We start from the raw sequence: 22,720 nt of genomic DNA, 5'->3' as shown, positions 1-22,720 counted from the left end.
TCTCACTCACTAAGTTAAAGCTCGTCTCTATTTTACTCAAAAAACGGGTTAACAACCAAACGCAGTTGAAAAAACAATTTACCGGACCATTAAAAATACTAAAAGAGCAGCCAGTACAATCTGGTGGGCTAAGTGAAAGGCCCGGCCCTTCCCCCATATTTTCTTTGTAATTACGGCATGTATGTCTAATGAAGATTTTGGATATTTAAAGGCGTATAAAACAGACGGCAAGGCTCTTGCAGAACCATAAACGAGCCCAAAAGAGAATCCGGCTGCCGGCCCAAGGAAAAATCCGGCATACACATAGATCAGCCAAAAGCTAACGTAAGGATTATAAGTGAACAGTCCAGCTCCAAGAACAGCTCCCCAAATGCTCATATTTCCAAGTACGGACCGGCTGACCCATGAAGGGGGAACCTGCCATTTCACCTCTGGTTGGGGAAGATTGATTAATCCCGTCCCCTTAATGAAATACACCAGTACAATTAACAAAAACAGAATGAACCTGATCTCTTCAGTGAGAAAACCTGAAGCGGCCCAATAAACTGAAAAAGTGAGAAGCAGTCCGCTCAGACCGCCTGATAACGCACTCACAATTAAATAAGTGAACGATTTTATAAGAAGATGACGTCTTTTTTCTCCCTCTCCGAGAGAGGCAACCGCAAAGGTTACGTTTATTCCTCAGGCTGTGCGGAGAGCGGTAACTCCTGACAAGGCAGCGATAACAGCAAGCAGAAAGTATTCCAAAGGCGCTCCCCCTAACTATCCAGCAAATGCATGCAGCCGCAGTCCCCCCATGACGGTATGTATGGGGAGTTTGTAACAGGTGTACAGTCGCAGCAAATCATTGTACTGCCCCTGAACGTATCGCACCAGCACCCTGTTATTCTGTAACCCCAGCTGTGCGACGGCTGGAACCCTTCAGGACACGGCGTGTTGAGCCCCGTTCCCTGACTGCATTCGTGGCTGCAAAAACGTCCGTTCGGGAGCGAGCAGAAACCTCTGTTTAAGTGAAATTCGCACCAGGAGGTACTCCCTTTCCCGGGAGCTCTGAACGGCCTCGAAAAAAATTGCATGATTCCAAAGAACAGACGTGAGAAAAGCTCATCCGCAAGAGGGAAACTCCTCAATAACCTTGCAATGCCGGCAACCCATCCTTTACTTTGCCCGTTTATTGTTTCAATCACTTAAACCCCTCCTTCCCGCCCGTTTGCCTGAGGTCCAGAACAGAAAAAGCTAACAGCTCAATTTGCTTTTTATTCCCGCACAGCCCTTTATCTGTAATCAGGCCTTTTTCGTCGACAGCAAAAGCGAAAGGAGTAACTCTGATAAGGCAGCGGTTAAAGAGCTCTTTATGCCGGTCCCACAGACGGCAGCCGGAAAAAGAATAAGTGTCAGCCAGATGTGTCACTTCCGTTTCTTCCCCGACTATAACCGTAAAAAAATTTATTTGATCCCCGTAAACTGTAAATGCCTCGTTCCAGTCGTCCAATAGCCTGAGACACGGTTTACAATTGGGCGAAATAAAGGTGATTAAGGCAGGCTTCCCTTCTTCCATAAAAGAAGCCATGGCGGCGGGGTTATTGAAATCAAGGGAAAGAACCTTTACTTCAGCGGGAAAAGGCCTGCCAACCGGAAGCCCGTCTTTTGAAATCCCTGCCCCTGTACTTAAATACACCTCGCCAAACTGGCGAAAAAGAAGGAAGAGGGCGAAAAGAGTAATGAACTGGGTAATCCACAGCAAGATCACAGAATAAAAAATAAAGGCTTCCATCTTTGCCTCCTTTACTTTATTCTTCTCAGACGCTCCAATGCAGCACTGTGGGTTTCCCATATTAACTGCGTAAGTAGGAAGAGCAAGGTCAATGCTGTCCCTGTGATCACGGCTGGGGCAGACAGAGCGGCGGTATAAGGCGGATTTATAGCGGTAAAAAACAGGATGAGCCCAAGAAAATAAACGATTTTTCCAATCGTAAAGCTGTCTGCTTTCGCATCAATCAGTTTTCCGTAACACCCGCAGCTGACCTGCCTGTTCGTCTTCAGGACACGTGTGACAGCATACCCAAAGAGTAAAAGGAGCGAAACGAGAATAACAGTGCCATAAATACGGGCAGGCCCAACCAGAAGAAGGCCGGCGCCCAATAATTCAAGAAAAGGGATACTGACAGCAGCTGCCTTTGACAGGCGTTCAGGCAATATACGAAAGTCTATAGTAAAGTCAATAAACGCTTGAAATGATACAAGCTTTGCTGCGGCTGAGATAAAAAATAAAGTTACAATATGAATCAGAACAATACTTCCCAGTTCCAGCGCCAATAGATGCCCTCCTTAATGCCCAGCCGTTACACCTTCACATACAAGCGATGGAAGATAGAGTAGTAAGACCAGACAAACGGCAGTTTCAGCTGTTTCCCATTATCCTTTAACATTATAACTATTCAACCTGAGCCCTTTTCATGTGTCATGTTCAGCCGCTCAAGAAAGTAACTTAATAAAAGCATTTTAAAAAGGGTCAGTCCCCTCGTGCGGTAACGCGTGACCGCACGAGGGGACTGACACCCATTAGACCTCAGGAGGATTGAGTAAATAAACCACTTGTATATAAAAGGAATCAGAGAAAGAGATTGGGTACACCCCCTTGTATTTCTTTCTGAGGTCAGATAGGGTTTAGTTAGCAGATTTATAGGAGGTAATAACGATGAAGAAACTCATAGGATATTCTTTTGCAGCCGGGCTTCTCATCTCAGGTGGTATTATTTATGCAACTTATTCACTGGCTGATAACCATTTCGGCAGCAGTGCAAATGACTCAGTGAACGCCTCAGAAAATGCATCTGAGGAAAGTGATTTAGATGCCGGTGAACTTAACGAAAATGAAAAATCAGCTAACAATACTGCCGATGAATCGGCCGAGTCTGACGATCTGGAGCAGGAGGATGAAAACGAAGGTAATCCGAATAAGGTTTATTTCAACGATCATGCCACTTTCAATCTCGAACGGTCGGATCATGAAGATGCTATCAACTTTAAAGATGGCCAAAAGGATCGGGCGAAAGAACTCATCGGAGATCTCCATAAAACAATGAATGACATTGTCGGTTATGGAAAAATCGACACTCTCGACTTCGAGGAATTACGGAGTAAAGAGTTTGATAGTCACCTTTCTCACAAGGAGTTCATGAAAGGGATCATGGAACTTGAGGATGACTTGCTGGATGATTCCAGAGCTGTAAACGACATCAGAAATCTCGAAAGTTATTACAGATTAGGCTACAGCCTTCACAGCGAAGATCGCATGGCCCTCCGCTATGCTCACCGGATCATCCATGATCTCGATATCTATGTAAATGGAAATGGATCAGATGACGACCGGAGAATTTGGGGAGTAACGGAAGCCTTCGGGGATGATGACCGGATCGAACGGATGTATGATTACATTCGCGATCACGCCCAATAAACACAAATGGTGAGTCTGGCGCCCCGTTAAAATAAAGTTTTAATTTTTTTACTTTAGTGATTGAAGGACAGAAGGCGGCGACGCCCAAGGGGTTAAGGCTGAAGATTTAATTCAACGAAGCTCAAAGCTGAGTTGAATTTAAGCCAATCATGCAGAAATAACTCACCCCTTAAATATATTAGTAATCCGATGAATGAAGGCGAGGACACCCAGGGGATGAGCGATCTTTCCCCTGCGACGAGCAAGCGCAGGAGCAAAGTCTGAAAATCCACTTTCCCGAAGGAGTCCTTCGGGAAAGTTAGTTGAAGACAAGCCCTCGGGTAAAGAAAACACAGCGAACTTCCACACGGATGTGGTGACTTCGGCGTTTTCACAGGACGTGAAGGGGTTAGCCGAAGCTCCTAATGACCTATGTTGCACTTATGCCTGTGGTGTAAGCCTTCGCCGAGAGTGAATCGGCAAATTAAAAGGACAAGCCCCTGGGCAAGCGTCCGCCTGGCGGACTGAAATCACTGCTTTTATTCTATCCAAAACATTCTTTACTAGGAAGGCGAAAGAAAATGAGACTAACAGCCTTCACTTTATTGATTGAAGGACAGAAGGCGGTGACGCCCAAGGGATTGAGCGCAGTCTGAAGATCCAATTCAACGAAGCCCCAGGCTGAGTTGAATTTAGCTGAAGACAAGCCGCTGGGCAAGCGCCCGCCTGGCGGACTGAAATCACTGCTTTTATTCTGAGTTAACATTTTTAAGAGTACTATTCTTTTGTCCAAGTGTCATGAACTTCGTTTTAAGACCAGCCGTCTACTCCTGAATCGTAAACTCTGCAGCAAGCTCCGCTGACAAATCAATCCCTTCAGTATGCATGTCTTTTATTAGCCTGTAAGTTCCGCTGTCCAAGTCTGTCATATCCACAGTATCCACATGCTCTTCCCCAATACCCACATAAAGGCCGATATCGTTAAACGCCAATTCAAGAGGAACCTTTCTCCATGTATCCCCCACTTTTTTCTCAACCGAATAATATTCGCCGATAAAGAGATACGTTGGCCCGGCATTTTCCAGAATTAACTTAACTTCCTCATCAGTTTCAGTGTAAGTCTCCTGATCCGTCCTTAAAGAGGCATTCATTTCCGGCACCGGCACATACATAAAAGACAGCCGGGTGTCTTCCACTTCCCCTTCGTCATTTATAACCTCCACACTCAACAAATAGCCGGCATTTTTGTTATCGGGCAAGTTCCCGGAATAGACTATTTCACTGCTCCCTGCAGTTTCCACGTAGACTGTTTCATCCACGACCTTCTCTTTTTCTTCTGTCTTTTCCATTTCAGTTAACCGCACCCTGATCTCGCGCTCCATAGCAACACTATCTTCCTCGTGAGCGATAAGTTCAACCGAGAAGTTTCCCCCTGATTTCATCGTTCCTGCGGGCATCCCGTACCCCAGGCTGCCTTTCCCGTCCTTAAAAAACCACGTGCCTGTCGGAGGTCCATAATCTGTTTTTTTCCAAAGATCATCTCCATGGTCAAAATAGAGATACGTGCTCAGGAACTCTTTTTCTTCCGCAGAAAGATCCACACTTTGAGGATCACCGACACTGTCAGGGAGATTCCCCTGGCCTTCCTCCCAGTCTTCTTCCTGCTCCCATGCTCCTGACTGCCCATCCTGCCCGCAGCCAGCAGCCAAACATGCGAACATAAAAATGAGACCCGCTGCAGCCCATCCTTTAGTTAACCGCATACGCCTACCCCTCTCCGTCCTTTTAGTCATTAGACGTTTCTTTTTAAAATAAGTTTCCTTCTGCTCAAAAACATCCCGCAAAACAGCCAGCCATCCTCACTCTTGTGCACAAAAAAGAGCATCCCCTGAGGAAATGCTCTTCTATGTAACACCCTGTAGCCGCCGGCCCGGCGCTGCCGCAGGTTAGCGGTAATTAATAAACTGCAGTGGAAGCGACAGGTCAGCCTCTTTAATTGCTGCAATCACTTTCTGAAGGTCATCGCGGTTTTTCCCGCTCACACGGACCTGGTCGTCCTGAATCTGCGTTTTTACTTTAAGCCCATTATCTTTAACAAGCTTAGTGATCTTTTTCGCGTTATCTTTATCAATGCCCTGAATAAGCTTCGCACGCTGCCGGACTGTCCCGCCCGAGGCCGGTTCCAGTTTGCCGTAATCAAGGCTTTTTAATGAAACATCCTGTTTGATGAGCTTGCTTACAAGCACATCCTTCAACTGGTCCATTTTAAATTCATCGTCTGATACAAGCACCAGTTCTTCATCCTCAAGGGTCAGCTTGCTTTTACTCCCCTTAAAGTCATAACGGTTCTGAATTTCTTTCGTCGCCATCACTACAGCATTTTGCACCTTTGAAAAATCAACTTTGGATACGATATCGAATGAACTCTCTTTAGCCATTATTTACCTCCGAATAGTTTGTCTCCCTCATTATAGAGGATTCCAGTCCTTGAATAAAGTCTGCACCGCCCTCAATAGTTAGTTAGCCAGACCACCCCGGCGTCTTCATCCCTTAATCACCTTTATAATCTTCCGTATAAAAAACCGGCGAATACGCATAAACTGCGGGGGTTCCTCCTGAATGAATAAACAGCACACTGTCGCCTTTTTTAAAGAAGCCTTTACGAATAAGGTCAATCAGCCCATCCATTGTTTTTCCAGTATAAACAGGGTCAAGAAGAAGAGCTTCAGTCCGGGCTGCCGTCTTGACCGCTTCAATCATTCCGTTTGTCGGAAGGGCATATCCCAGGCCGACATAGTCATCGAAACACGTCACAGCCCCGCGCGGAATCTCCTGTTTCACCCCAATATGGTCAGCCGTTTCCTGTACGAGCTTATAGACGTTTTCTTCCTGCTCAGCCTTCCCGCGGCTCACGTTAATGCCTATCACTTCTGTTCGAGCGCCGAGCCCTTTAAAACCGGCGATCAGCCCGGCATGCATCCCCCCGCTGCCGCTCGTGCAGACGACATAATCAAATGAGAGGCCCTCAGCTTCGGCCTGACCGTGAATTTCTTCAGCACATGCCGCGTACCCTGTTATTCCGGTTACATTTGATCCCCCAACCGGGATCACATAAGGCTTACGGCCCTCCCGGCGCATCACTTCCGCCGTCTTTTCCATCTCTTCATACACATCGGTGCCGTTCGGGACAATATGAAGCGCCTCAGTCCCCAACAGCTGATAGAGAAGGAAATTCCCATTTGTCTGCGTATCATACTGCGCCTTTTCATTTTCCTCTAAAATTAACACACATTTCAGGCCCTCTTTTACACAGGCAGCCAGAGTGAGCCGGCAATGATTCGACTGAATACCTCCGGCTGTAATAATCGTATCTGCTCCTTTTGCCTGGGCCTCAGCAATGAGAAATTCCAGCTTCCTCGTTTTGTTGCCCCCTTCAGTCAAACCGAGCAAATCATCTCTTTTTATAAAAATATCAGGCCCGCCCAGCATAGCCGTTAAGCGCTCGGCTTTCTCAATGGGTGTCTTTGACGGGGAATACTGGTTACGCGGAAAATAAGACAAATTCACAGTGTGATCCCTCCAAACTCAAAAATATGACCTTTCCGGGTGCAGCTCCGCTATAAAAACACATACGAGAGAATCGCGGCCAGAAGGTTAGGCAATCCGATCATTGTAAACATCAAAGCATTTCCCTTCCGCCTTCGGGTCCTTCGCCCTTTTCGTTCCATCTCTTCCTCCGTCCAGTTTTTCTCTCCGCCTTCTATAGCTCTCGAGGACAGAGCCGCCAGTAAAAAGCTGACAGCGGCCGCAAGCCCGGACAGAGCAAAAATAACATCGGCATCTTGTATAATAAGGGCGAAAAGCAAGATGACACCCACGATTCCTAAACCAATAAAAATCGCTTTTTTCATAAAACCACCGGTCCTCTTTCCATTAATCAACTAAAACATCATTAAATCTAATCATATCTTAACTAGTCAATTTGCGTAATATCCCACGCCGTAATCATCCCTAACAATTTTTCCGTTTTTCTGCCGTGATGGGTAATTAATAACGCATCCAGCCTGGCAAATTCGTCTGCGCCCTCGTTCTTGAACAACTCTTTCGCCTCGTAAACACTCGTATGGCGGGAGATAAATTTACAGTTATTTTTTGCTTCCTCTAATGATAATACCATTTCAATGGCAGTTTCAGGCAGTGAAATCAATTCCTCCTCAACATGCCTGGCTAAAAAATTTGTAATGCCATTCTCTGTCAGAAGCCCGGCAAATTCCCCGTCATTATAAACAGGGAACTGTGAAAATGCCTGATCTTTAATCACCCTTAAAACATCCGATAACGTATGGTCCGTTTCAAACGTCTTTACATCTTTACTGAACATCGGAATCACTTCTTTAGGTTTGGAAATTTCCGCTTCGATCTTTTCAATGAGTGACACGGTGGAATCGTGAGGCTCTGCAATGACATAGTCCTGCCGAGTTTCATTGTGGATAATCGCATTCCGCAGGTTTCCAAGCATTTTAAGATCTTTTTCAAACCTTCTGACGACGTAATTGTGTTTAGCCATCCGGACGACCAGTTCCGAAAAAGGCAAGTAACGGTCACTGTTTTCCTGTTCCCGTAATTTAGCGTCAATCCTGTTATAGGCAGTCGTGAATCTCTGTGAATTTTTCATATTTATGTTCTCCTTAAAAAAGGACTCGGTCCCTGTTTATAAACTAATGATACTAAGAGCTGACAACCTGTGCAGCCTGAAATATTACTTCAACGCGACCAACCGCTGTCCCTGCTTCAGGGAAAAGATTCACTCAGTCACGCTGCGGGGTTACGTGGCCGTTATCCACAAAAAAATCCCCATCGCTTCCAGCGGCGGGGAGAAACCTGTTAATATAGCGCGGGCGGCTGTCACTTCTTCCTTTTCTCAGAAACGACTTCGGTCACTTTTTCGTACATTCTGTCAACTCCGGCTGGGGAAGCTTCAAAGGCAAACGCATGATCCTCAGAAATACCAATACTGCCTGCTTCCTTTGCTGTATCAATGTTTGCGCCCATAAACACAAACTCCCAATTGTATGTCTCCTGCTGGTGTTTAATCAGTTCTTTGACTTTTTCATAAGTAAATTCCGTGCTGGCATTTTCCATTCCGTCTGTAGTAATAACGACGATCACTTTAGAAGGCCTTCTCTCCTCACTCGTATGCGACAACCGGTAACCCACATCCAAAATCGTCTTTCCGACTGAGTCGAGAAGCGCTGTCATCCCCCGGACAAAATACTCTTTTTCAGTAAGAGTAACACTTCCTGCGTCCACTCCATTCCAAAGGACTTCGTACCGGTCATCAAACAATGCAGCGGTTAAAACTGTCTCTCCTTCAAGCTCACACTGTTTTTTTACGAAGGCGTTAAAGCCTCCGATCGTGTCGCTTTCAAGCCCTGCCATTGAGCCGCTTCTGTCCAGCAGGAAAACAATTTCGGTTACTTGCCTTGTCATATTCCTCACCCTTTCCTGTTCTTGGTATAATAATAGATGAATAAACCTATCAACAGGTCGCCTCGCAAGCGACATTTAGGGGAGGCAAAGGCAATGCTCGATTCTAAAATTCTGGAAGAACTCGATGACTACATACAGGAGCACTTAACTGAATTAAGTTCAGTCCGTCATCAGCTCTCTGAAAAAATGGAAGATTTAACGTACGAGGAGATGAAAATGACGGATGTAGAAGACTTTATTGAATCAAATCGCCAGCCGTCCTTCAACTCCGTTTTATTTGGCTTTATTGACCAGAAAGGTGTCACTGACCCTGAACTTTACAAAAAGGCCGGTATTGACCGAAAGCTTTTTTCAAAAATACGTTCTAAAACCACCTACCGTCCTGGCAAAAATACGATTCTTGCGCTCGCTTTAGCCCTTGAATTAAACCAGGATCAGACAGAGCAGCTTCTCAGCTCAGCGGGGCACTCGTTATCCAACAATGCCACGGGCGATTTAGTCATTCAATTCTGTTTAAAAAAGAAAATTTATGATATAGACAATGTAAATCAGGCCCTCGTATATTTTAACGAGAAGCCATTAACAGGCCTGCAGTAAAAAGCGCCTGGCCCCGACGCTAAGAGCACATCTTTAAGGCACAGGCACTTCTATGAAAATATGTATGGAAAACTGAAGCTGATAATGAGATACACCAGGGTTCCCGTTAAAAAAGGGTTCCACCTGGCCATTGCTTTTTGTGCTTTTGTCGATCCATGAAGACCTCTCGATTCCACATTCGCCTGCGCTTGCGATCCGACAGATAACCCCTCTCCGCTAAATGAAAAAAACAGAAGGACACAGAAAACAAGTATGGCTGCCATCCCTGCAATGTCAGACCAATGGAACCGCGTTAATCCACTTATTAATACGACGCCAATATGCAATAGAATTCCTGTTCCTGCCGCCCAATATAAGTGCTTCATTTTGTAATCCCCCTTTTTTAAAACTAATATGGAAAAAGATCTTATAAGTAATTGTATAAAAATATAAGGAAGAAGTATATTGTCATTGGAAAAAATAAGGAATAAAAAACTGCCCCCGAATCGCAGCATTCACGAACCGGAGGCAGGGACCAGACAAAACTCTATTTAATTTAAATTAGATTGTACGTACTCTCACCATACCTTCAATCTGCTTGATTTTTTCCTCAAGACCAGGGACGACGTCGCCGTTTACTTCGCTGTCGATATCAATCATCGTGTAGGCGTAATCTCCGCGGCTTCTGTTAACCATGTCAGCAATGTTCAAGTTAAAGGTTGAAATAGCGGAAGAGATTTGTCCAACCATGTTCGGCACATTTTTATGGAACGCCGTTACCCGGGGCTTGCCCGCATAAGGCAAGGAAGCGTTCGGGAAATTCACGGAGTTTTTAATATTACCTGTTTCCAGAAACTCTTTTTCCTGGCGCGCCGCCATAATTGCACAGTTTTCCTCAGACTCTTGAGTAGAAGCACCAAGATGCGGGATCGGTACCGCGTTTTTCATTTTCAGCACATTTTCAGTCGGGAAGTCCGTAATGTACTTGCCAACTTTTCCGGCTTCAAGCGCTTCTGCAATATCCGCTTCGTCAACAAGCCCGTCTCGGGAGAAGTTCAGAATGTGAACGTCCGGTTTCATAAGGCTGAAAGTTTGTTTGTTGAACATGCCTTTCGTATTATCCGTCAAAGGCACATGGACAGTAATATAATCACTATTGGCGAGTACCTGTTCAATGGTAAAGGCTCTGTGGACGTTTCGGGATAAGTTCCAGGCTGTATCCACAGAGATGAACGGATCAAATCCGATAACCTCCATATCTAAATCGAGCGCGTCATTAGCCACCATTGCCCCGATAGCTCCAAGTCCAATTACACCAAGTGTTTTCCCTTTAATCTCTTTACCAACGAAATTTTTCTTCCCTGATTCGACGAGTTTAGGAACCTGGTCGCCTTCCCCTACAAGCGTTTTAGCCCAGGCGATTCCGTCAAAAAGGTTACGTGAAGAAGCAATTAAGGTGGTGAGGACAAGTTCTTTTACCGCATTGGCATTGGCCCCAGGTGTATTGAAGACGACAATGCCGTTTTCAGTGCATTTATCAACCGGGATATTATTTACACCGGCTCCGGCCCGTGCAATAGCTTTCAAATTGCTGCCGAATTCCAGGTTATGCATATTAAAGCTGCGGACAACGATCGCATCAGGATCCTCGCTTGTATTATCAATTGTATACTGATCCGTGTTAAAAACATTCAGTCCTTGATCCGCAATATTGTTTAATGTTTTGATTGTACGTGTTTTATCCAAAGTAAGTACGCCCATCTCTAAACTCCCTCTTTCTCATCCAAAATAGTAGTTTGTCTCCGCTCGAACGTCAGCACCTGCCTGCATACAACCTATCTGAACATCGCCTTTACGCTTCAACAATCCCCCCTCAAATAAGCATAAAGAGGTAAGGGATCCGAAATCCCTTACCTCTGCCCAGGCGAACGGCAATTCGATACCATGTGCTCCCTCACGGTACTCCGTGTTCGCCAGTCACACACAGCCTCTTAATTTCTCTCATACTAACAGACTACCGCTTAACCTGCAACCCCTAAAAATAAAATTTTTAGAATCTTTCGTCAGACGTTATTCTATAAAAATATCATCTATGGAGTAAAAATTCAGAAGAGGCTGAGACAAAACTAAAACAGGTGTGTAAAAGACGCACGATGTTTTTTATCCTTTTTAAAGCCTGTCAACTTAAGTTTTATAAGCTGTTCAACAGTAATAATTATTCTAAATTGCTGATAGAAGTGGGGAATTCGCTGATTGATTTTGTTTTTCGCTGATTGAATCATATTTTCGCTGATAGAAATTATTTTTCGCTGATTGGACCCTCAATTTCGCCGATAGAAACGCTATTTAGCTGATTAAATTCAACTTTAAATGATTGAACAGCCCCTGGACTGAAATAACTGCCTTTATTCTTTGTAAAAGTTTCTCTTCTTTGAGCATAAAAGCAGAAAATCGAACAAATCAGTAGAAGATTTGTTCGATTTTCTTTAGGCTTACTATTCTTTTGTGCCAGTCTCTTCGTATCCAATTTGTGGAATACCCAATAAATGGGGGGACAGTCCCCCCATTTATTGGTAATCATCCAGCCCAAATGAACTTAAGCTGCAACAAAGCTTTTACAGGTGGATCGTGACATCCGCGTCTTCACGAAGATTTTCCACAATTTCCTGGGCAGCTTGTCCTTCTTTTTCAGCTCTTACTTGTTCTTCAAGTTCTGGTTTAACTTCTTCAAACGACGGGACATCACCTTCTTGACCCATCTGGGCATGCTGGGCTTCCAGCTGCTCATATGTCTCTTCAAGCTCTTCATCTGTCACTTCAATGTCGCCTGCTTCACTCGCAACAAGCTGGTCTACTTTCACTTGAGTTTCAACCTGGGACATCACTTCTTCTTCATCCGTGCCTTGCTCTTCTAAAGCAGCAATGAACTCCTCTTCAGAACCGAGGCCGTTTTGCATCGCTATTTCTTCCAGCGTCTCATCAATTTCTTCTTCTGTCGCTTCGTAGCCTTCGTTTTCAGCTTCCTGAACGAGAAGTTCCGTATTAACCATATTGTCAGCGACCTGTTCTTTTAACATGTCCTGATCGACTTCTTCCCCAGTCATCTGAGTTTGCATAGCAGCCTGCTGGAACTGTCCTTCGTATGCAGGCTCAAATTCTTCCCTCGGAATTTCCTCACCGTTTACTTCTGCCACCACATCAGGTACGCCTTCCAAGTCAGGCTCAGGCATTTCCGGCTGTTCGGCGGTTTCTCCACCTTCACCTTCCAAAGCGGCTTCATTGTTTGCGGCCGGCTCCCCCTCCTGGGTCTCTGTTCCTGTATTGTTATTCCCTTCCTCTGCATCACCGCAAGCCGTCATAACCATTGCAGCTGCGGCAAGAGATACGGTACTTAACCACTTTTTATTCATCGTCATTCCCCTCTCTTCAATCAATCTGGTGGTTATTCTAACATATCAATATGCCCTGTAAACATGTAATCAGATTGACGAGACCTAACGAGGGAAGCAAGCCTGAAAGCTTAAAAAAATATGTATTAGCCTGCTCTTTTTACCACCCAGAAATTTGGCTCTGTGACACCGTTCAAGCAGACTAAATTTAACCGCTTTTACACGCGAAAGCCTCAAATAAACTATTTTATGTAAAAGTTTGTAATATCATCTTCAACGACAGAGAGGAAATAAATGACAAATAATAACTATATAGTAAAATAGCTATACCTTAATAAGAGGGATCCTATTTGATAGCGCAGTACTGATACTCTTTTAATAGAAAATCATTGCTCATATTTTAATTTCTTCACTTGGTACATAACAAACCCAATAATTAGTCCACCTGTCGCCAAACCTAATAAGTTAGGTAAATAAGAAACTGCCTCAATTGGCTGCCCTGAAAAATAGTCAAATATGATTAAGAGAGCAGTCACTGCCAAAGGAAAAACAATAATCCAAAATAACATAGTTTTAATTAACACCGTCTGACGCCTCCTATATAATATGTTAGCCTTGCTTGTTGCTTACCGTGAAGGAAACCCCCTCTCCATACCAATCGGATACTTTTCACCGCTGGCCGCGCTTTATCTAACTTAGGTAATCCTCAACTTTTTCCACATCTGCACGCCCGCTTTCCTTCAGAAACTGGCTGAGTAAATGAACATGGGCCCCGCCGATAAGAACCAAAATCCGATCTTCTGTATTTTCGGCCAGTTTCATTATGTTATTAAATATGATGAGATTTCTCTGGTACCACCATCGGACCCAGTCGACGCCGACATAATTCGTTCCGTCACTGATCTGGGCAATGTGTAGATACAGTTCATGTTCCACTTGTAATCTTTCTTTTTGATTGATATGTATTAAACCCTCAACTATCGATAACCCTTTTAATTCAGGTGTAATCTGAGGAATATAAAATCCGGTTATTAAATCATACATGTCTGTTTGGTTCGCTTTTGCCCATTCCAGCACATCTCCAATACTTTTATTTCCTATATCGTCCATCCAGTCTACCGCATAGATTTTCTCGTGGGCCATCGCCTCACATATCCGGAATCCTAATTGATATATTTCACTTGCCGGGAGGGTCACATGCTGGGTAAGATAGTCTTCATAAGTTTTATTAAGGGCATCTTCTTCTGTTTTGACTGCTTCAACAGCCACTTTAGATGGTTTAAATGCCGCTATTTTTTCTGCAGCCAATAAAACTTCTTTTTGTCTATGCTGTGAGAAGATATCACCTGTGTCAGTCTGGATCATATCTGGTGATTCCTCAAAATGAAAGGTTCCAACGATTAGCACTTTAGGTCTCTGGTTATACATTATTCCCCCTGTTAGTAACTGTGTTTATTAAAGATTCACACCTCTGCTTACTGGAATATCTTTTTGGGATGATTTTCGTAATTTAAATGGTGAGCCCCTTCTATTTATCTCTTACTGTCCATTAATTTTCCGGCAATTAAACCTAATAAGACATTGGTTATTAATAAATTTAAACTGCCAGAAATTATAATGGTAAGGATGCCTGCTATTATTCCATACGATAGAGCATTAGCATTAAACTTCATGCCAGATTCCCCTTTCCTTACCAAGGATCATTCAGCCGCTTGCCGCCTGCCATTTTGGTTATTTATATTTCCGCACGTAAAAAAACTCAGTAATAGGCTGTATGATTAATGCAAGACCAACGACCATTAATAATGGGATATTCTCAATGTTATTAGCATTCAGTCCTTCAGAAATGATCAAAATTAATCCTGCAGATATCATTAATATGAGATAAGCAATTTTCCCGCTCTGTTTTTTTATAAGATGGGCCTTGCTGTCATCCCTGTTTCCGCTTTCAGGTACGCGTAAATTAAGTACATGAAAGAACACGGATAAATGGACAAATATCAATAGAATGGATGCGGTATAAAAAGTATGTAAGTAAACCCAGGTGTAAAGCGATAAACCGCTGACAACCACCAGTAATATAAACGAAATTGGAACTAAAAATTTTTTAGTTTCACTCATCTTTCTTCCACCCCTTTCTCTTCATAGCATGTTTTCATAGTAAGCCTCCTAAGAAATATCTTTTCGCTCTAAAGCCCTTTAGCCGATTTCACTAGATCCTCTCAGTAAAATTTTAACATAAATATCCAAATACCTTCCGTAAAATCCACAAAATAGAGTAGGGATAGCCATTACTGACTACCCCTCTCCCAGAACATATTTCTTGATTCCACTGGAGACCGCTATGGATGTATTTTACAGTTTTGTACATTCACAGAATTTAACTAAAATAATATAAAGGACTCCGAGTCATCGAAGTCCTTCAGAATTCGTTATTTTGTACTTGTAAACCCGCCATCAATACGGATAACCTCGCCGTTAATGTATTCGGCACCTGATGTAAGAAGAAATGTTACAAGCTCAGCAACCTCTTCAGGTGTTCCGAGTCGTTTTTGGGGAATCCCCTGTTCTGCCATTTCCTTCATTTGAGGGTTGTCTGTAAAATATTTCTCTACCATAGGTGTTTCTGTACCACCAGGCGCCACTGCGTTAACTCTTAAACCGTCTTTTGCGTACTCAGCAACCATACTTTTAGTCATACCGACGATACCATGCTTTGTGGCGGAATATGTCACGACAGTACTTTGACCTATAACCCCTGCGCTTGAAGACATGTTCACGATGGAGCCGCCACCGTTTTTCACCATGACTTCAGCCACAAAGCGCATGCCATAAAGCGCCCCCAGCATATTAATTTCAACTATTTTGTTTATTTCTTCAATATCTGACTCCAGGAAATACTTCCCGCTTCCTGATATACCAGCGTTGTTGAAGAAGTAATCAATCGTGCCATATTTTTCAACCGCTTGATCCACATAATGTTTCACCTCTTCAGCTTTAGACACATCGGCTTTTACGAAAATGGCATCGGAACCCGATTCTTTTACTAAATCAACTGTTCCATGACCACCATCTTCATTTACATCAACAACCACAATGTTAATACCTTTCTCAGCCAGCTTCTGAGCAGCGGCCCTTCCTAAACCACTTCCCCCACCTGTAATAACAGCTACTTCACTCATGAAAACCCTCCTTAAATTTTTAAGGCCTATACCTATAATTCCTTTTATGAGCAGTGGTTAAAACACCGTTATTCCAATGCCTGAACTTTATTTTTTCGGCCTCTTTCGAAAAATAACTAAACCAGTTATGTTCCTGCTTCCTTCAAATATTTTCTGTGTGTTAGTTCTTGCACGATTGTAATATCAAAATCAAAAAAAGAGTGTCAGCATGAATGTGCTGCACTCTACAAAAGCATGGAGGGTTCGTTTTTACCCCCCCATGCGTAACGTACGATGACCAGCTTTGCACCCTTAATTCAGAGCCATTTCACATGGCTATCTGATACTGTGAATTTTCTGTTCCTCCACAATCGATTCTCCAATCAGAGTAATGTCCTTGCCGGAAGAGACGACTTCATAGTGATCAGGAATTGAGACGTTTTCTCCAATGATGGCATTCTCAATTCTCGCGCCCTCTCCGATCACAGCGTTAGGGAGGACAACTGAATTTTCCACCACCGCGCCTTTCCCTACTACAACTCCGGTAAACAAAACCGAATGGTCCACGGTGCCGTAAACTTCCGCGCCTTCGCTGAGCAGGCTTTGGCGAACAGCCGCCGATTCGTCAACGTATTGCGGTGGATAGCCCTGCTCCACGGTCATAATTTCTACTTCTTTGTTAGCGAGAAAAATGTTGCTTTCTTTTTTCAGCAAATCCATGTTCGCTTCCCAGTAGCTTTCCAGCGTCCCGACGTCTTTCCAATAACCGTTAAAGCGGTAAGCATGCAGTGCGCACCGGTCGTGAAGCATTCCCGGAAGGATGTCTTTTCCGAAGTCATTCGAAGAAAATTCATTCTTTTCCTCTTCAATCAGCACGCGTTTTAACACACGCCACTTAAAAATATATACGCCCATGGACGCTAAATTCGACCTTGGAAAATCCGGCTTCTCGTCAAACTCTTCAATTCTGCTGCCGTCCCCGGTATTAATAATTCCGAAACGCCCAGCTTCAGTCCACGGAACTTCTTTCACAGACACAGTCGCATCAGCGTTTGTTTCAATATGATGCTCCAGCATCCTGTTATAATCCATTTTGTATATATGATCGCCTGAAATGATGAGGACATGTTCAGGATCATACTGGTCTATATAGTGTAAATTCTGGTAGACAGCGTCAGCCGTTCCTTCATACCAGTGTGACGTATCTTTGCACTGATAAGGTGGAAGGATTGACAGGCCGCCATGTTTTCGGTCCAGTCCCCATGCTTCTCCCCGGCCGATATAATTATGCAGCGTGTGAGGTGAATACTGGGTAAGCAGGCCGACAGTATCAATCCCGGAACTTTGACAGTTACTTAAAGTGAAATCAATAATACGGTATTTCCCGCCGAACGGAACTGCAGGCTTTGCATTGTACATTGTTAACTCTTTTAATCGTGTACCTTTCCCGCCAGCTAAAAGCATGGCAACACAACTTCTTTTTTTCATTGCACCCTCCAATGGTAGTATAGTTTTTAAAATGGTATTCTTTCTGGTACTCGAACAACACTCGCAGCCACAGATTTTAAAATTTTACATACACTTCCTGATAGTGTCTTTCTCTTTCATACCGGCTTTATAATATCACAGGAAAACAACCTCTTAAATTAAAAGTTTCAGACTTTTCCTGACGGGATGTGACACCATTTTACTTGCTGAATAACGATTATTCCCCATTAGCTAAAAATCTCTTAAAACTGCCAGACACATGTCGAAAAGTTTTTTTCGCATTACATACCGACTCAGCACGGGCTGAGGGCAGTATTTAAACAGTCATTCCACCAGTTTCAGCCCGCCGATTCACAAAAAAGGCGTTCCATCTCCTTGATATTAGGGAAAAGGAAGTAAATAACACTCTACAGCACGGAGGTATGTCATGGTTAAAACGTATTCGAGACGATTGGATAAAATGGGCAGAATTGTTATTCCGAAAGAGATCCGTGAGGAACTTGAACTTAATGACCATAAGGTTGCCGTGGACATTTTGACAGATAATAAAGCCATTCAGCTGTCGAAACCAGAGAAGCAAACAGAGGAGACTAAATCGCTGGATGATTTTGGACGGTTAGTCATTTCAGATGATATAAGAGAAGACTTTGACTGGAGTGACAGTCATGATATTGAATTTAAACTGGCCGACGATTTCGTCCTTCTAAGTCACTCGCTTCAAGTGTGTGAGCTTTGCGGCAATACGGAATCACTCCTTGAAATCCAGGATAAATGTTTATGTGAAAATTGCCTGGATGAGGGCACGCGAAAAAGAAATGAGCGTTGGGCCGCTCCGCTTGATACACTCGTTCATGACTTTGCAGAAGCTTGTCAACAGGCTGCAGATGATCAAAAGCTTTCTCGTTTACAGCAAGCCAAAGCAGCCGCTGAACAGCTTCAGACACTTTTTCAAATGCAGGAGGTACCTTCAGACCATCAGTTTCTGGTTAAACTTAAGGAAGCGGACAACCGGCTTGGAAAACTGATTAAACAAGAACTTTTTGCAGAAGACTTTGAAGCCCGCCGCCTGCTCGCTGAAAAAGCTGAAGACAATAAACTGGCCGATTTGTTTGCGCAGATGCATCAGCTTGCAGACAAGAAACGGAACAAACAAAGTAAAAAAGTTAAAAAAAGACTTCCCCAGCTGATTAACGATGAGTTTCTGGAAGAATGGAAGAGGTTTAAAGAAGAGGACTTGTCCATTGACGCCATGTCTTCCCAAATTAACAGCCTTATTGAAGAAGAGGAACAGCGTGCAAAAGCAGCGGAAGTGGTCATTGATAAAGCTGCAGAAGAGAAAGGCGAGGACTCCTTTGAGGTATTGGAGGCGTCTGAACACCTCTTAACTCATAAAAAACAGCTGCAGGCTGTTTACAGCTATTTGGGAGATGTCAAAGACGACAGCCGCTATAAGGAAAAAGCAGAAAACCTTCAGAGTGAGATCACCGAACTTTGCAAAGTAACAGCTGTGAAAGACCGTGTAAAAGAATTTGATAAAAGATGCAAAAAACTGGATGGCAAAAAGAAACACATGAAAGAAGTCAAACAGGCACTCATGGAAGAGATTCAGGACTAACCTCTAAACCGGGATCATACGAAAACGCCCGCTCCTTGTTCAAGGAACGGGCGTTTTATCATTTGTGGAAGTTAAGTTCCGCAGTAAGTGCGGTAAGGCTTATTTGACGGTTCCGGAGGTGAAGTGTAAGGCTCCTGGTCCGCGGTATGCGCGTACGGGTCAGACAGAGCGTTCAGCAGGTTTTCCATGACGCTGTAATCTTCTTTCTCCACGGCCGCTTCAAGGGCTTCTTCCACCCGGTGGTTTCTCGGAATAACTGCCGGGTTATGCTTCTTCATCAGGTCATGTGACTCGGCAGCTGATTCTTCCTGGCGGCTGAGCCTTTCTTTCCAGCGCTCTTGCCATGCCGCAAACTCTTTGGCACAGAACAAGGCACCTTCAGCGGTTTTATCAAACGTTAACACACGGAACGTATTCGTAAAATCGGCTTCATGCTTTTGCATCATACCGAGAAGGTCGTCAATCAGGGTCTCATCTTCTTTTTCTTCGTTAAACAGCCCGAGTTTCGCTCTCATTCCAGAGAACCAGTGAGATTTATACAGGTCAGTGAAACCGGAGATAACCTCCTGAGCCTGTTCAACCGCTTTTTCCTGGTCTTCGTCAATGAGCGGCACTAGTGTTTCAGCGAATCGCGCCAGATTCCAGCCTCCGATCAGCGGCTGATTGCCGTAAGCGTAACGGCCCTGCGCATCAATCGAACTGAACACCGTTTCAGGGTCATACGTGTTCATAAAGGCACACGGCCCGTAATCGATTGTCTCTCCGCTGATGGCCATGTTATCGGTATTCATCACGCCGTGAATAAACCCGACAAGCTGCCAGCTTGAAATCAGTTTGGCCTGCCGCTCCGCTGTTTTTTTAAGAAGAGACAGATAGCGGTTTTCCTCCTGTTCAACCTCCGGGTAATGCCGTTTAATTGTATAGTCGGCAAGAGCCTCGAGGTCGTCAATGCTTCCCCATTGCCGGGCATACTGGAACGTGCCTACACGCAGATGGCTGTCAGCCACCCGGGTTAAAATCGCGCCAGGCTGAACTGTTTCCCGGTATACCGGCTCACCGGTGGTGACGACGCCGAGGCTTCGGTTCGTTGAAATGCCGAGCGCATGCATCGCTTCACTCATAATATGCTCGCGCAGCATCGGACCAAGCCCCGCCCGGCCGTCGCCGCCCCGGGAGAAAGGTGTTCTTCCCGAGCCTTTCAGCTGAATATCCATTCTCTCGCCTGAAGGTGTGATCTGTTCCCCAAGGAGGAGAGCCCGGCCGTCTCCGAGCATGGTGAAGTGGCCGAATTGGTGTCCCGCATAAGCCTGGGCAATCGGTGTACTCCCTTCAGGAAGCCGGTTGCCGGCAAGGACCGCCACGCCTTCTTCGCTGCGCATCTCCTCTGCGCTTAATCCAAGGGATTCAGCTAACGTATCATTAAACACCACCAGCTCCGGTGAACGAACAGGATCCGGATGGCGTTCAGAATAAAAATTTTCCGGCAGATCAGAGTAACTGTTCTCGAGCTTCCACCCTGCCTTCGTCATATCCGTTTTCTTTACCATACTATCCCCTTTTCTCCTTTTGACTTTAACGCCTCGTTTTTTTCGAAAAAACGCAGGCAATCTATGAGATGTCACTATCGTTTCGTTGACTCAGAAGCCTGAATTTATCATCTGCTTCTGTCCAGTTATTATACCCGTTCTGTCGGATGTTCACGCCCATTCCCCGGAAACTAATGGAGGCACAGGCACGGGCCGCGCCAGGAATGCCGGCATCAAAGGGATGCTCCCTGCTAATTTTTACTTATTTTGTAATAGTCCATTCTTGAGGTCACTTCAAAGCCGCACGAGCGGTAAAGTTCCAGGGCATGCGTGTTATTCGCCTCCACCTGGAGCATAACGTCCTGCACGTGCTGTTCCTGCAGCTTTTCAACAGCTTTCATCAGAATGCCTCTGCCATAACCGGTTCGCCGGTAATCCGGAAGCACCCCGAGCCCGTAGACTCCACCCGTTTTACCTGTGACTTCAAGATGCACCTTTCCGATGACTGTGTGATCGACCTCAGCCATATAACTGTCCACTCCGCGTTTAGCTTCTTCTTCCGGAAGGGTCAATTCCTTCTTTTTTATGCCAAAAAAGATGTGATTCTGCCTGGCAATCTCTTCAGCATCGTCATTCGTTGCTTCCCTTAGCTCCAGTTCGTTTTTAGCCGTTTCTATAGTTGGTTCGCCTTTTAAAAACATGTCGTACTCCGAATGTGCATAAGAGGCTTCCATCGATTGAATAAACGCCAGACCTGCCGGAGAGTAATGGTCGCTCAGCAACAGCATCTCCCGGTTGTCTCTTCTCGCCCATTCATCTTTAGCTAACGAGAACAACCTTGTAAAGATCCCTTTCCTTCGGTAAGCCGGATGAACCATCCCGTTCACTTCCAGCGCCTCCCCGCCAAAATTGCAGATGCCGAGGTAACCGATCAGTTTATCTTCCGTGTAGCACATGAATTCATTCAGCTCGTTTAAATCTTCCCTCTGATCAGCAGCTTTACTCAATTTATAATCCAATTCGAGCTTGAGGCTGACACCGTCTTTTACACTGCATTGCTTTTGGAGGAAGGTAATCTGGTCATAATCCTGATTGTTAAGCTGCCCTATTAGTTTAATACTCGGGTTGATTAAGTGAGTCATTGGTCAGGTCTCCTTTTTCAGCTTGGCTTTTGGCTGTGGTGCCGCGCGGGATTTCCGGAAATTTTGGATGCTGAAGCTTTAATCAGAGTTTGATCCGGAGCTGCCCTGGCTGTTCTCCCCGTCCAGCTCTTCGACGATCTTTTTGCCAAAGTGGCCAAGCTTTCCTTTCGAATAGGCCCTGATTACTTCCGGCATAAGCGAACGGAGAGCCTGTTCTCTGTAGACATCGGAATAGCCCTCATCACTCATTTGCTTTTCCAGTTCCCTCGCTGCCTTTACAGCGTGATAAGTGGCCAGTTTATTTACTTTTTCAGCTAGGGATTCGTCAGTTGTTTCCACTCTTCCTAAGGCTGTGTACCTGTTCAGGAGACTTTCATCTTTATCATTTTCCGCTTCCGTGATAAAAAGGCCATCGCCGTAGATTTTCAAACTTTCGGAGTGGCCAACAAACTTCATACCGGCCCATTTAAGATCGGGAAATTCTTTTTTCAGTTCTTCTGTCGGCATTTTTGTCGCCATGTTTATGAGCACCGGCTTTTCGAGTGACACACCGGACGACTTCAGATCGGTGATAAAGGGAATGATTTGGTCAGCCGGAAGAGCTAGAATGAGGTAATCAAGGCCAGCCAAATCTTCTTGTGCGAGCTGCCTGGCAGAAGGAAACTGGTTAACGACGGTGCCGGCTTTCTCAGAGTCTGGATGATAAATGCCTGTTTCCAGCTGAAGCTGTTCCCATTGAGTAAGGATCGCCGTCCCCAGTTTGCCAATTCCGGCAATTCCCCATGTTGTTTTGTCGCTCATTAAAGATCCTCCTTTTTATGCAGGTTTAGAGGAAGTGAAGCTGTCATCCTGCGGGCGAGCCGTGAAGAAGCCTCCAAAGGGGGGATATATCGTGCG

General features: G+C 44.7%; 24 protein-coding genes and 1 riboswitch. Of the genes, 3 read left to right on the top strand and 21 right to left on the bottom strand.

Annotated elements, in window-relative coordinates; all coding sequences use genetic code 11:
• Positions 1–78 precede the first annotated feature (78 nt).
• The 4 genes from K8O68_RS03900 to K8O68_RS03885 all read right to left on the bottom strand — a co-directional run bounded on the left by K8O68_RS03900 (position 79) and on the right by K8O68_RS03885 (position 2,316).
• Positions 79–594, bottom strand: a complete 516-nt coding sequence (locus K8O68_RS03900; protein WP_230895631.1) for a hypothetical protein — start codon at positions 592–594, stop codon at positions 79–81.
• A 164-nt stretch (positions 595–758) separates the two neighbouring features.
• Positions 759–1,187 carry a hypothetical protein gene (locus K8O68_RS03895; RefSeq protein WP_230895630.1) on the bottom strand — a complete coding sequence of 143 codons (429 nt, stop codon included), beginning with the start codon at positions 1,185–1,187 and terminating at the stop codon, positions 759–761.
• Positions 1,184–1,774, bottom strand: a complete 591-nt coding sequence (locus K8O68_RS03890) for a TlpA family protein disulfide reductase (protein WP_230895629.1) — start codon at positions 1,772–1,774, stop codon at positions 1,184–1,186. The genes K8O68_RS03895 and K8O68_RS03890 overlap by 4 nt, the downstream gene beginning before the upstream one ends.
• A gap of 11 nt (positions 1,775–1,785) precedes the next feature.
• Positions 1,786–2,316 (bottom strand): MauE/DoxX family redox-associated membrane protein, encoded by a 531-nt coding sequence (locus tag K8O68_RS03885; RefSeq protein ID WP_230895628.1) that lies wholly within the window; start codon positions 2,314–2,316, stop codon positions 1,786–1,788.
• A gap of 382 nt (positions 2,317–2,698) precedes the next feature.
• On the opposite strand from K8O68_RS03885, the gene K8O68_RS03880 reads away from it, so the two are divergent.
• Positions 2,699–3,457 carry a hypothetical protein gene (locus tag K8O68_RS03880; protein WP_230895627.1) on the top strand — a complete coding sequence of 253 codons (759 nt, stop codon included), beginning with the start codon at positions 2,699–2,701 and terminating at the stop codon, positions 3,455–3,457.
• Positions 3,458–4,260: 803 nt separating this feature from the next.
• Here the strand turns inward: K8O68_RS03880 and K8O68_RS03875 are convergent.
• The 6 genes from K8O68_RS03875 to K8O68_RS03850 all read right to left on the bottom strand — a co-directional run bounded on the left by K8O68_RS03875 (position 4,261) and on the right by K8O68_RS03850 (position 8,926).
• The gene (locus K8O68_RS03875) at positions 4,261–5,199 is read right to left on the bottom strand and encodes an immunoglobulin-like domain-containing protein (RefSeq protein ID WP_230895626.1); all 939 of its coding nucleotides are present in this window, start codon (positions 5,197–5,199) and stop codon (positions 4,261–4,263) included.
• Between the two features lie 183 nt (positions 5,200–5,382).
• A complete protein-coding gene (locus tag K8O68_RS03870) occupies positions 5,383–5,874 on the bottom strand; it encodes a YajQ family cyclic di-GMP-binding protein (RefSeq protein WP_230895625.1) in 492 nt (163 codons plus the stop codon).
• Positions 5,875–5,986: 112 nt separating this feature from the next.
• Entirely contained in the window at positions 5,987–7,003 is a 1,017-nt protein-coding gene (gene cuyA / locus K8O68_RS03865) for a D-cysteate sulfo-lyase (RefSeq protein ID WP_230895624.1), read from the bottom strand.
• Between the two features lie 50 nt (positions 7,004–7,053).
• Positions 7,054–7,347, bottom strand: coding sequence for a DUF5316 family protein (locus K8O68_RS03860; protein ID WP_230895623.1), 294 nt, complete (start codon positions 7,345–7,347; stop codon positions 7,054–7,056).
• Between the two features lie 62 nt (positions 7,348–7,409).
• On the bottom strand, positions 7,410–8,111 hold the full coding sequence (locus K8O68_RS03855; RefSeq protein WP_230895622.1) for a CBS domain-containing protein: 702 nt from the start codon (positions 8,109–8,111) through the stop codon (positions 7,410–7,412).
• A 230-nt stretch (positions 8,112–8,341) separates the two neighbouring features.
• On the bottom strand, positions 8,342–8,926 hold the full coding sequence (locus tag K8O68_RS03850) for a vWA domain-containing protein (protein WP_230895621.1): 585 nt from the start codon (positions 8,924–8,926) through the stop codon (positions 8,342–8,344).
• 93 nt (positions 8,927–9,019) lie between these two features.
• On the opposite strand from K8O68_RS03850, the gene K8O68_RS03845 reads away from it, so the two are divergent.
• Positions 9,020–9,523 carry a hypothetical protein gene (locus tag K8O68_RS03845; RefSeq protein ID WP_230895620.1) on the top strand — a complete coding sequence of 168 codons (504 nt, stop codon included), beginning with the start codon at positions 9,020–9,022 and terminating at the stop codon, positions 9,521–9,523.
• 50 nt (positions 9,524–9,573) lie between these two features.
• On the opposite strand, the gene K8O68_RS03840 is transcribed toward K8O68_RS03845, so the two are convergent.
• The 8 genes from K8O68_RS03840 to K8O68_RS03805 all read right to left on the bottom strand — a co-directional run bounded on the left by K8O68_RS03840 (position 9,574) and on the right by K8O68_RS03805 (position 17,540).
• Positions 9,574–9,888 carry a hypothetical protein gene (locus K8O68_RS03840; RefSeq protein ID WP_230895619.1) on the bottom strand — a complete coding sequence of 105 codons (315 nt, stop codon included), beginning with the start codon at positions 9,886–9,888 and terminating at the stop codon, positions 9,574–9,576.
• Between the two features lie 175 nt (positions 9,889–10,063).
• Positions 10,064–11,263 carry a phosphoglycerate dehydrogenase gene (locus tag K8O68_RS03835; RefSeq protein ID WP_230895618.1) on the bottom strand — a complete coding sequence of 400 codons (1,200 nt, stop codon included), beginning with the start codon at positions 11,261–11,263 and terminating at the stop codon, positions 10,064–10,066.
• A 150-nt stretch (positions 11,264–11,413) separates the two neighbouring features.
• Positions 11,414–11,493: riboswitch (ZMP/ZTP riboswitch) on the bottom strand.
• A 624-nt stretch (positions 11,494–12,117) separates the two neighbouring features.
• Positions 12,118–12,912: a SurA N-terminal domain-containing protein gene (locus K8O68_RS03830; RefSeq protein WP_230895617.1), complete on the bottom strand. Its 795-nt coding sequence runs from the start codon at positions 12,910–12,912 to the stop codon at positions 12,118–12,120.
• Between the two features lie 365 nt (positions 12,913–13,277).
• Entirely contained in the window at positions 13,278–13,475 is a 198-nt protein-coding gene (locus K8O68_RS03825) for a hypothetical protein (RefSeq protein ID WP_230895616.1), read from the bottom strand.
• 106 nt (positions 13,476–13,581) lie between these two features.
• Entirely contained in the window at positions 13,582–14,319 is a 738-nt protein-coding gene (locus K8O68_RS03820; protein ID WP_230895615.1) for a DUF5694 domain-containing protein, read from the bottom strand.
• A gap of 303 nt (positions 14,320–14,622) precedes the next feature.
• Positions 14,623–15,012, bottom strand: a complete 390-nt coding sequence (locus tag K8O68_RS03815; protein ID WP_230895614.1) for a hypothetical protein — start codon at positions 15,010–15,012, stop codon at positions 14,623–14,625.
• 311 nt (positions 15,013–15,323) lie between these two features.
• Positions 15,324–16,073, bottom strand: a complete 750-nt coding sequence (locus K8O68_RS03810) for an SDR family NAD(P)-dependent oxidoreductase (RefSeq protein WP_230895613.1) — start codon at positions 16,071–16,073, stop codon at positions 15,324–15,326.
• Between the two features lie 315 nt (positions 16,074–16,388).
• Positions 16,389–17,540: a glucose-1-phosphate adenylyltransferase gene (locus tag K8O68_RS03805; protein WP_230895612.1), complete on the bottom strand. Its 1,152-nt coding sequence runs from the start codon at positions 17,538–17,540 to the stop codon at positions 16,389–16,391.
• A gap of 427 nt (positions 17,541–17,967) precedes the next feature.
• Here K8O68_RS03805 and K8O68_RS03800 point away from each other — a divergent pair, with 427 nt between their 5' ends.
• A complete protein-coding gene (locus tag K8O68_RS03800) occupies positions 17,968–19,155 on the top strand; it encodes an AbrB/MazE/SpoVT family DNA-binding domain-containing protein (RefSeq protein WP_230895611.1) in 1,188 nt (395 codons plus the stop codon).
• Positions 19,156–19,226: 71 nt separating this feature from the next.
• Here K8O68_RS03800 and K8O68_RS03795 read toward each other — a convergent pair whose 3' ends face one another.
• The 3 genes from K8O68_RS03795 to K8O68_RS03785 all read right to left on the bottom strand — a co-directional run bounded on the left by K8O68_RS03795 (position 19,227) and on the right by K8O68_RS03785 (position 22,624).
• A complete protein-coding gene (locus K8O68_RS03795; RefSeq protein WP_230895610.1) occupies positions 19,227–20,702 on the bottom strand; it encodes a protein adenylyltransferase SelO in 1,476 nt (491 codons plus the stop codon).
• 230 nt (positions 20,703–20,932) lie between these two features.
• On the bottom strand, positions 20,933–21,823 hold the full coding sequence (locus K8O68_RS03790; RefSeq protein WP_230895609.1) for a GNAT family N-acetyltransferase: 891 nt from the start codon (positions 21,821–21,823) through the stop codon (positions 20,933–20,935).
• 78 nt (positions 21,824–21,901) lie between these two features.
• The gene (locus K8O68_RS03785; protein ID WP_230895608.1) at positions 21,902–22,624 is read right to left on the bottom strand and encodes a hypothetical protein; all 723 of its coding nucleotides are present in this window, start codon (positions 22,622–22,624) and stop codon (positions 21,902–21,904) included.
• Positions 22,625–22,720 lie beyond the last annotated feature (96 nt).

Origin of the sequence: Salipaludibacillus sp. CUR1 (assembly GCF_021028955.1) — a bacterium.
In the GTDB taxonomy this organism is placed as follows: Bacteria; Bacillota; Bacilli; order Bacillales; family Salisediminibacteriaceae; genus Salipaludibacillus.
The sequence above is the reverse complement of the archived record's forward strand: the minus strand, read 5'-3'. Positions and strand labels throughout refer to the sequence as shown.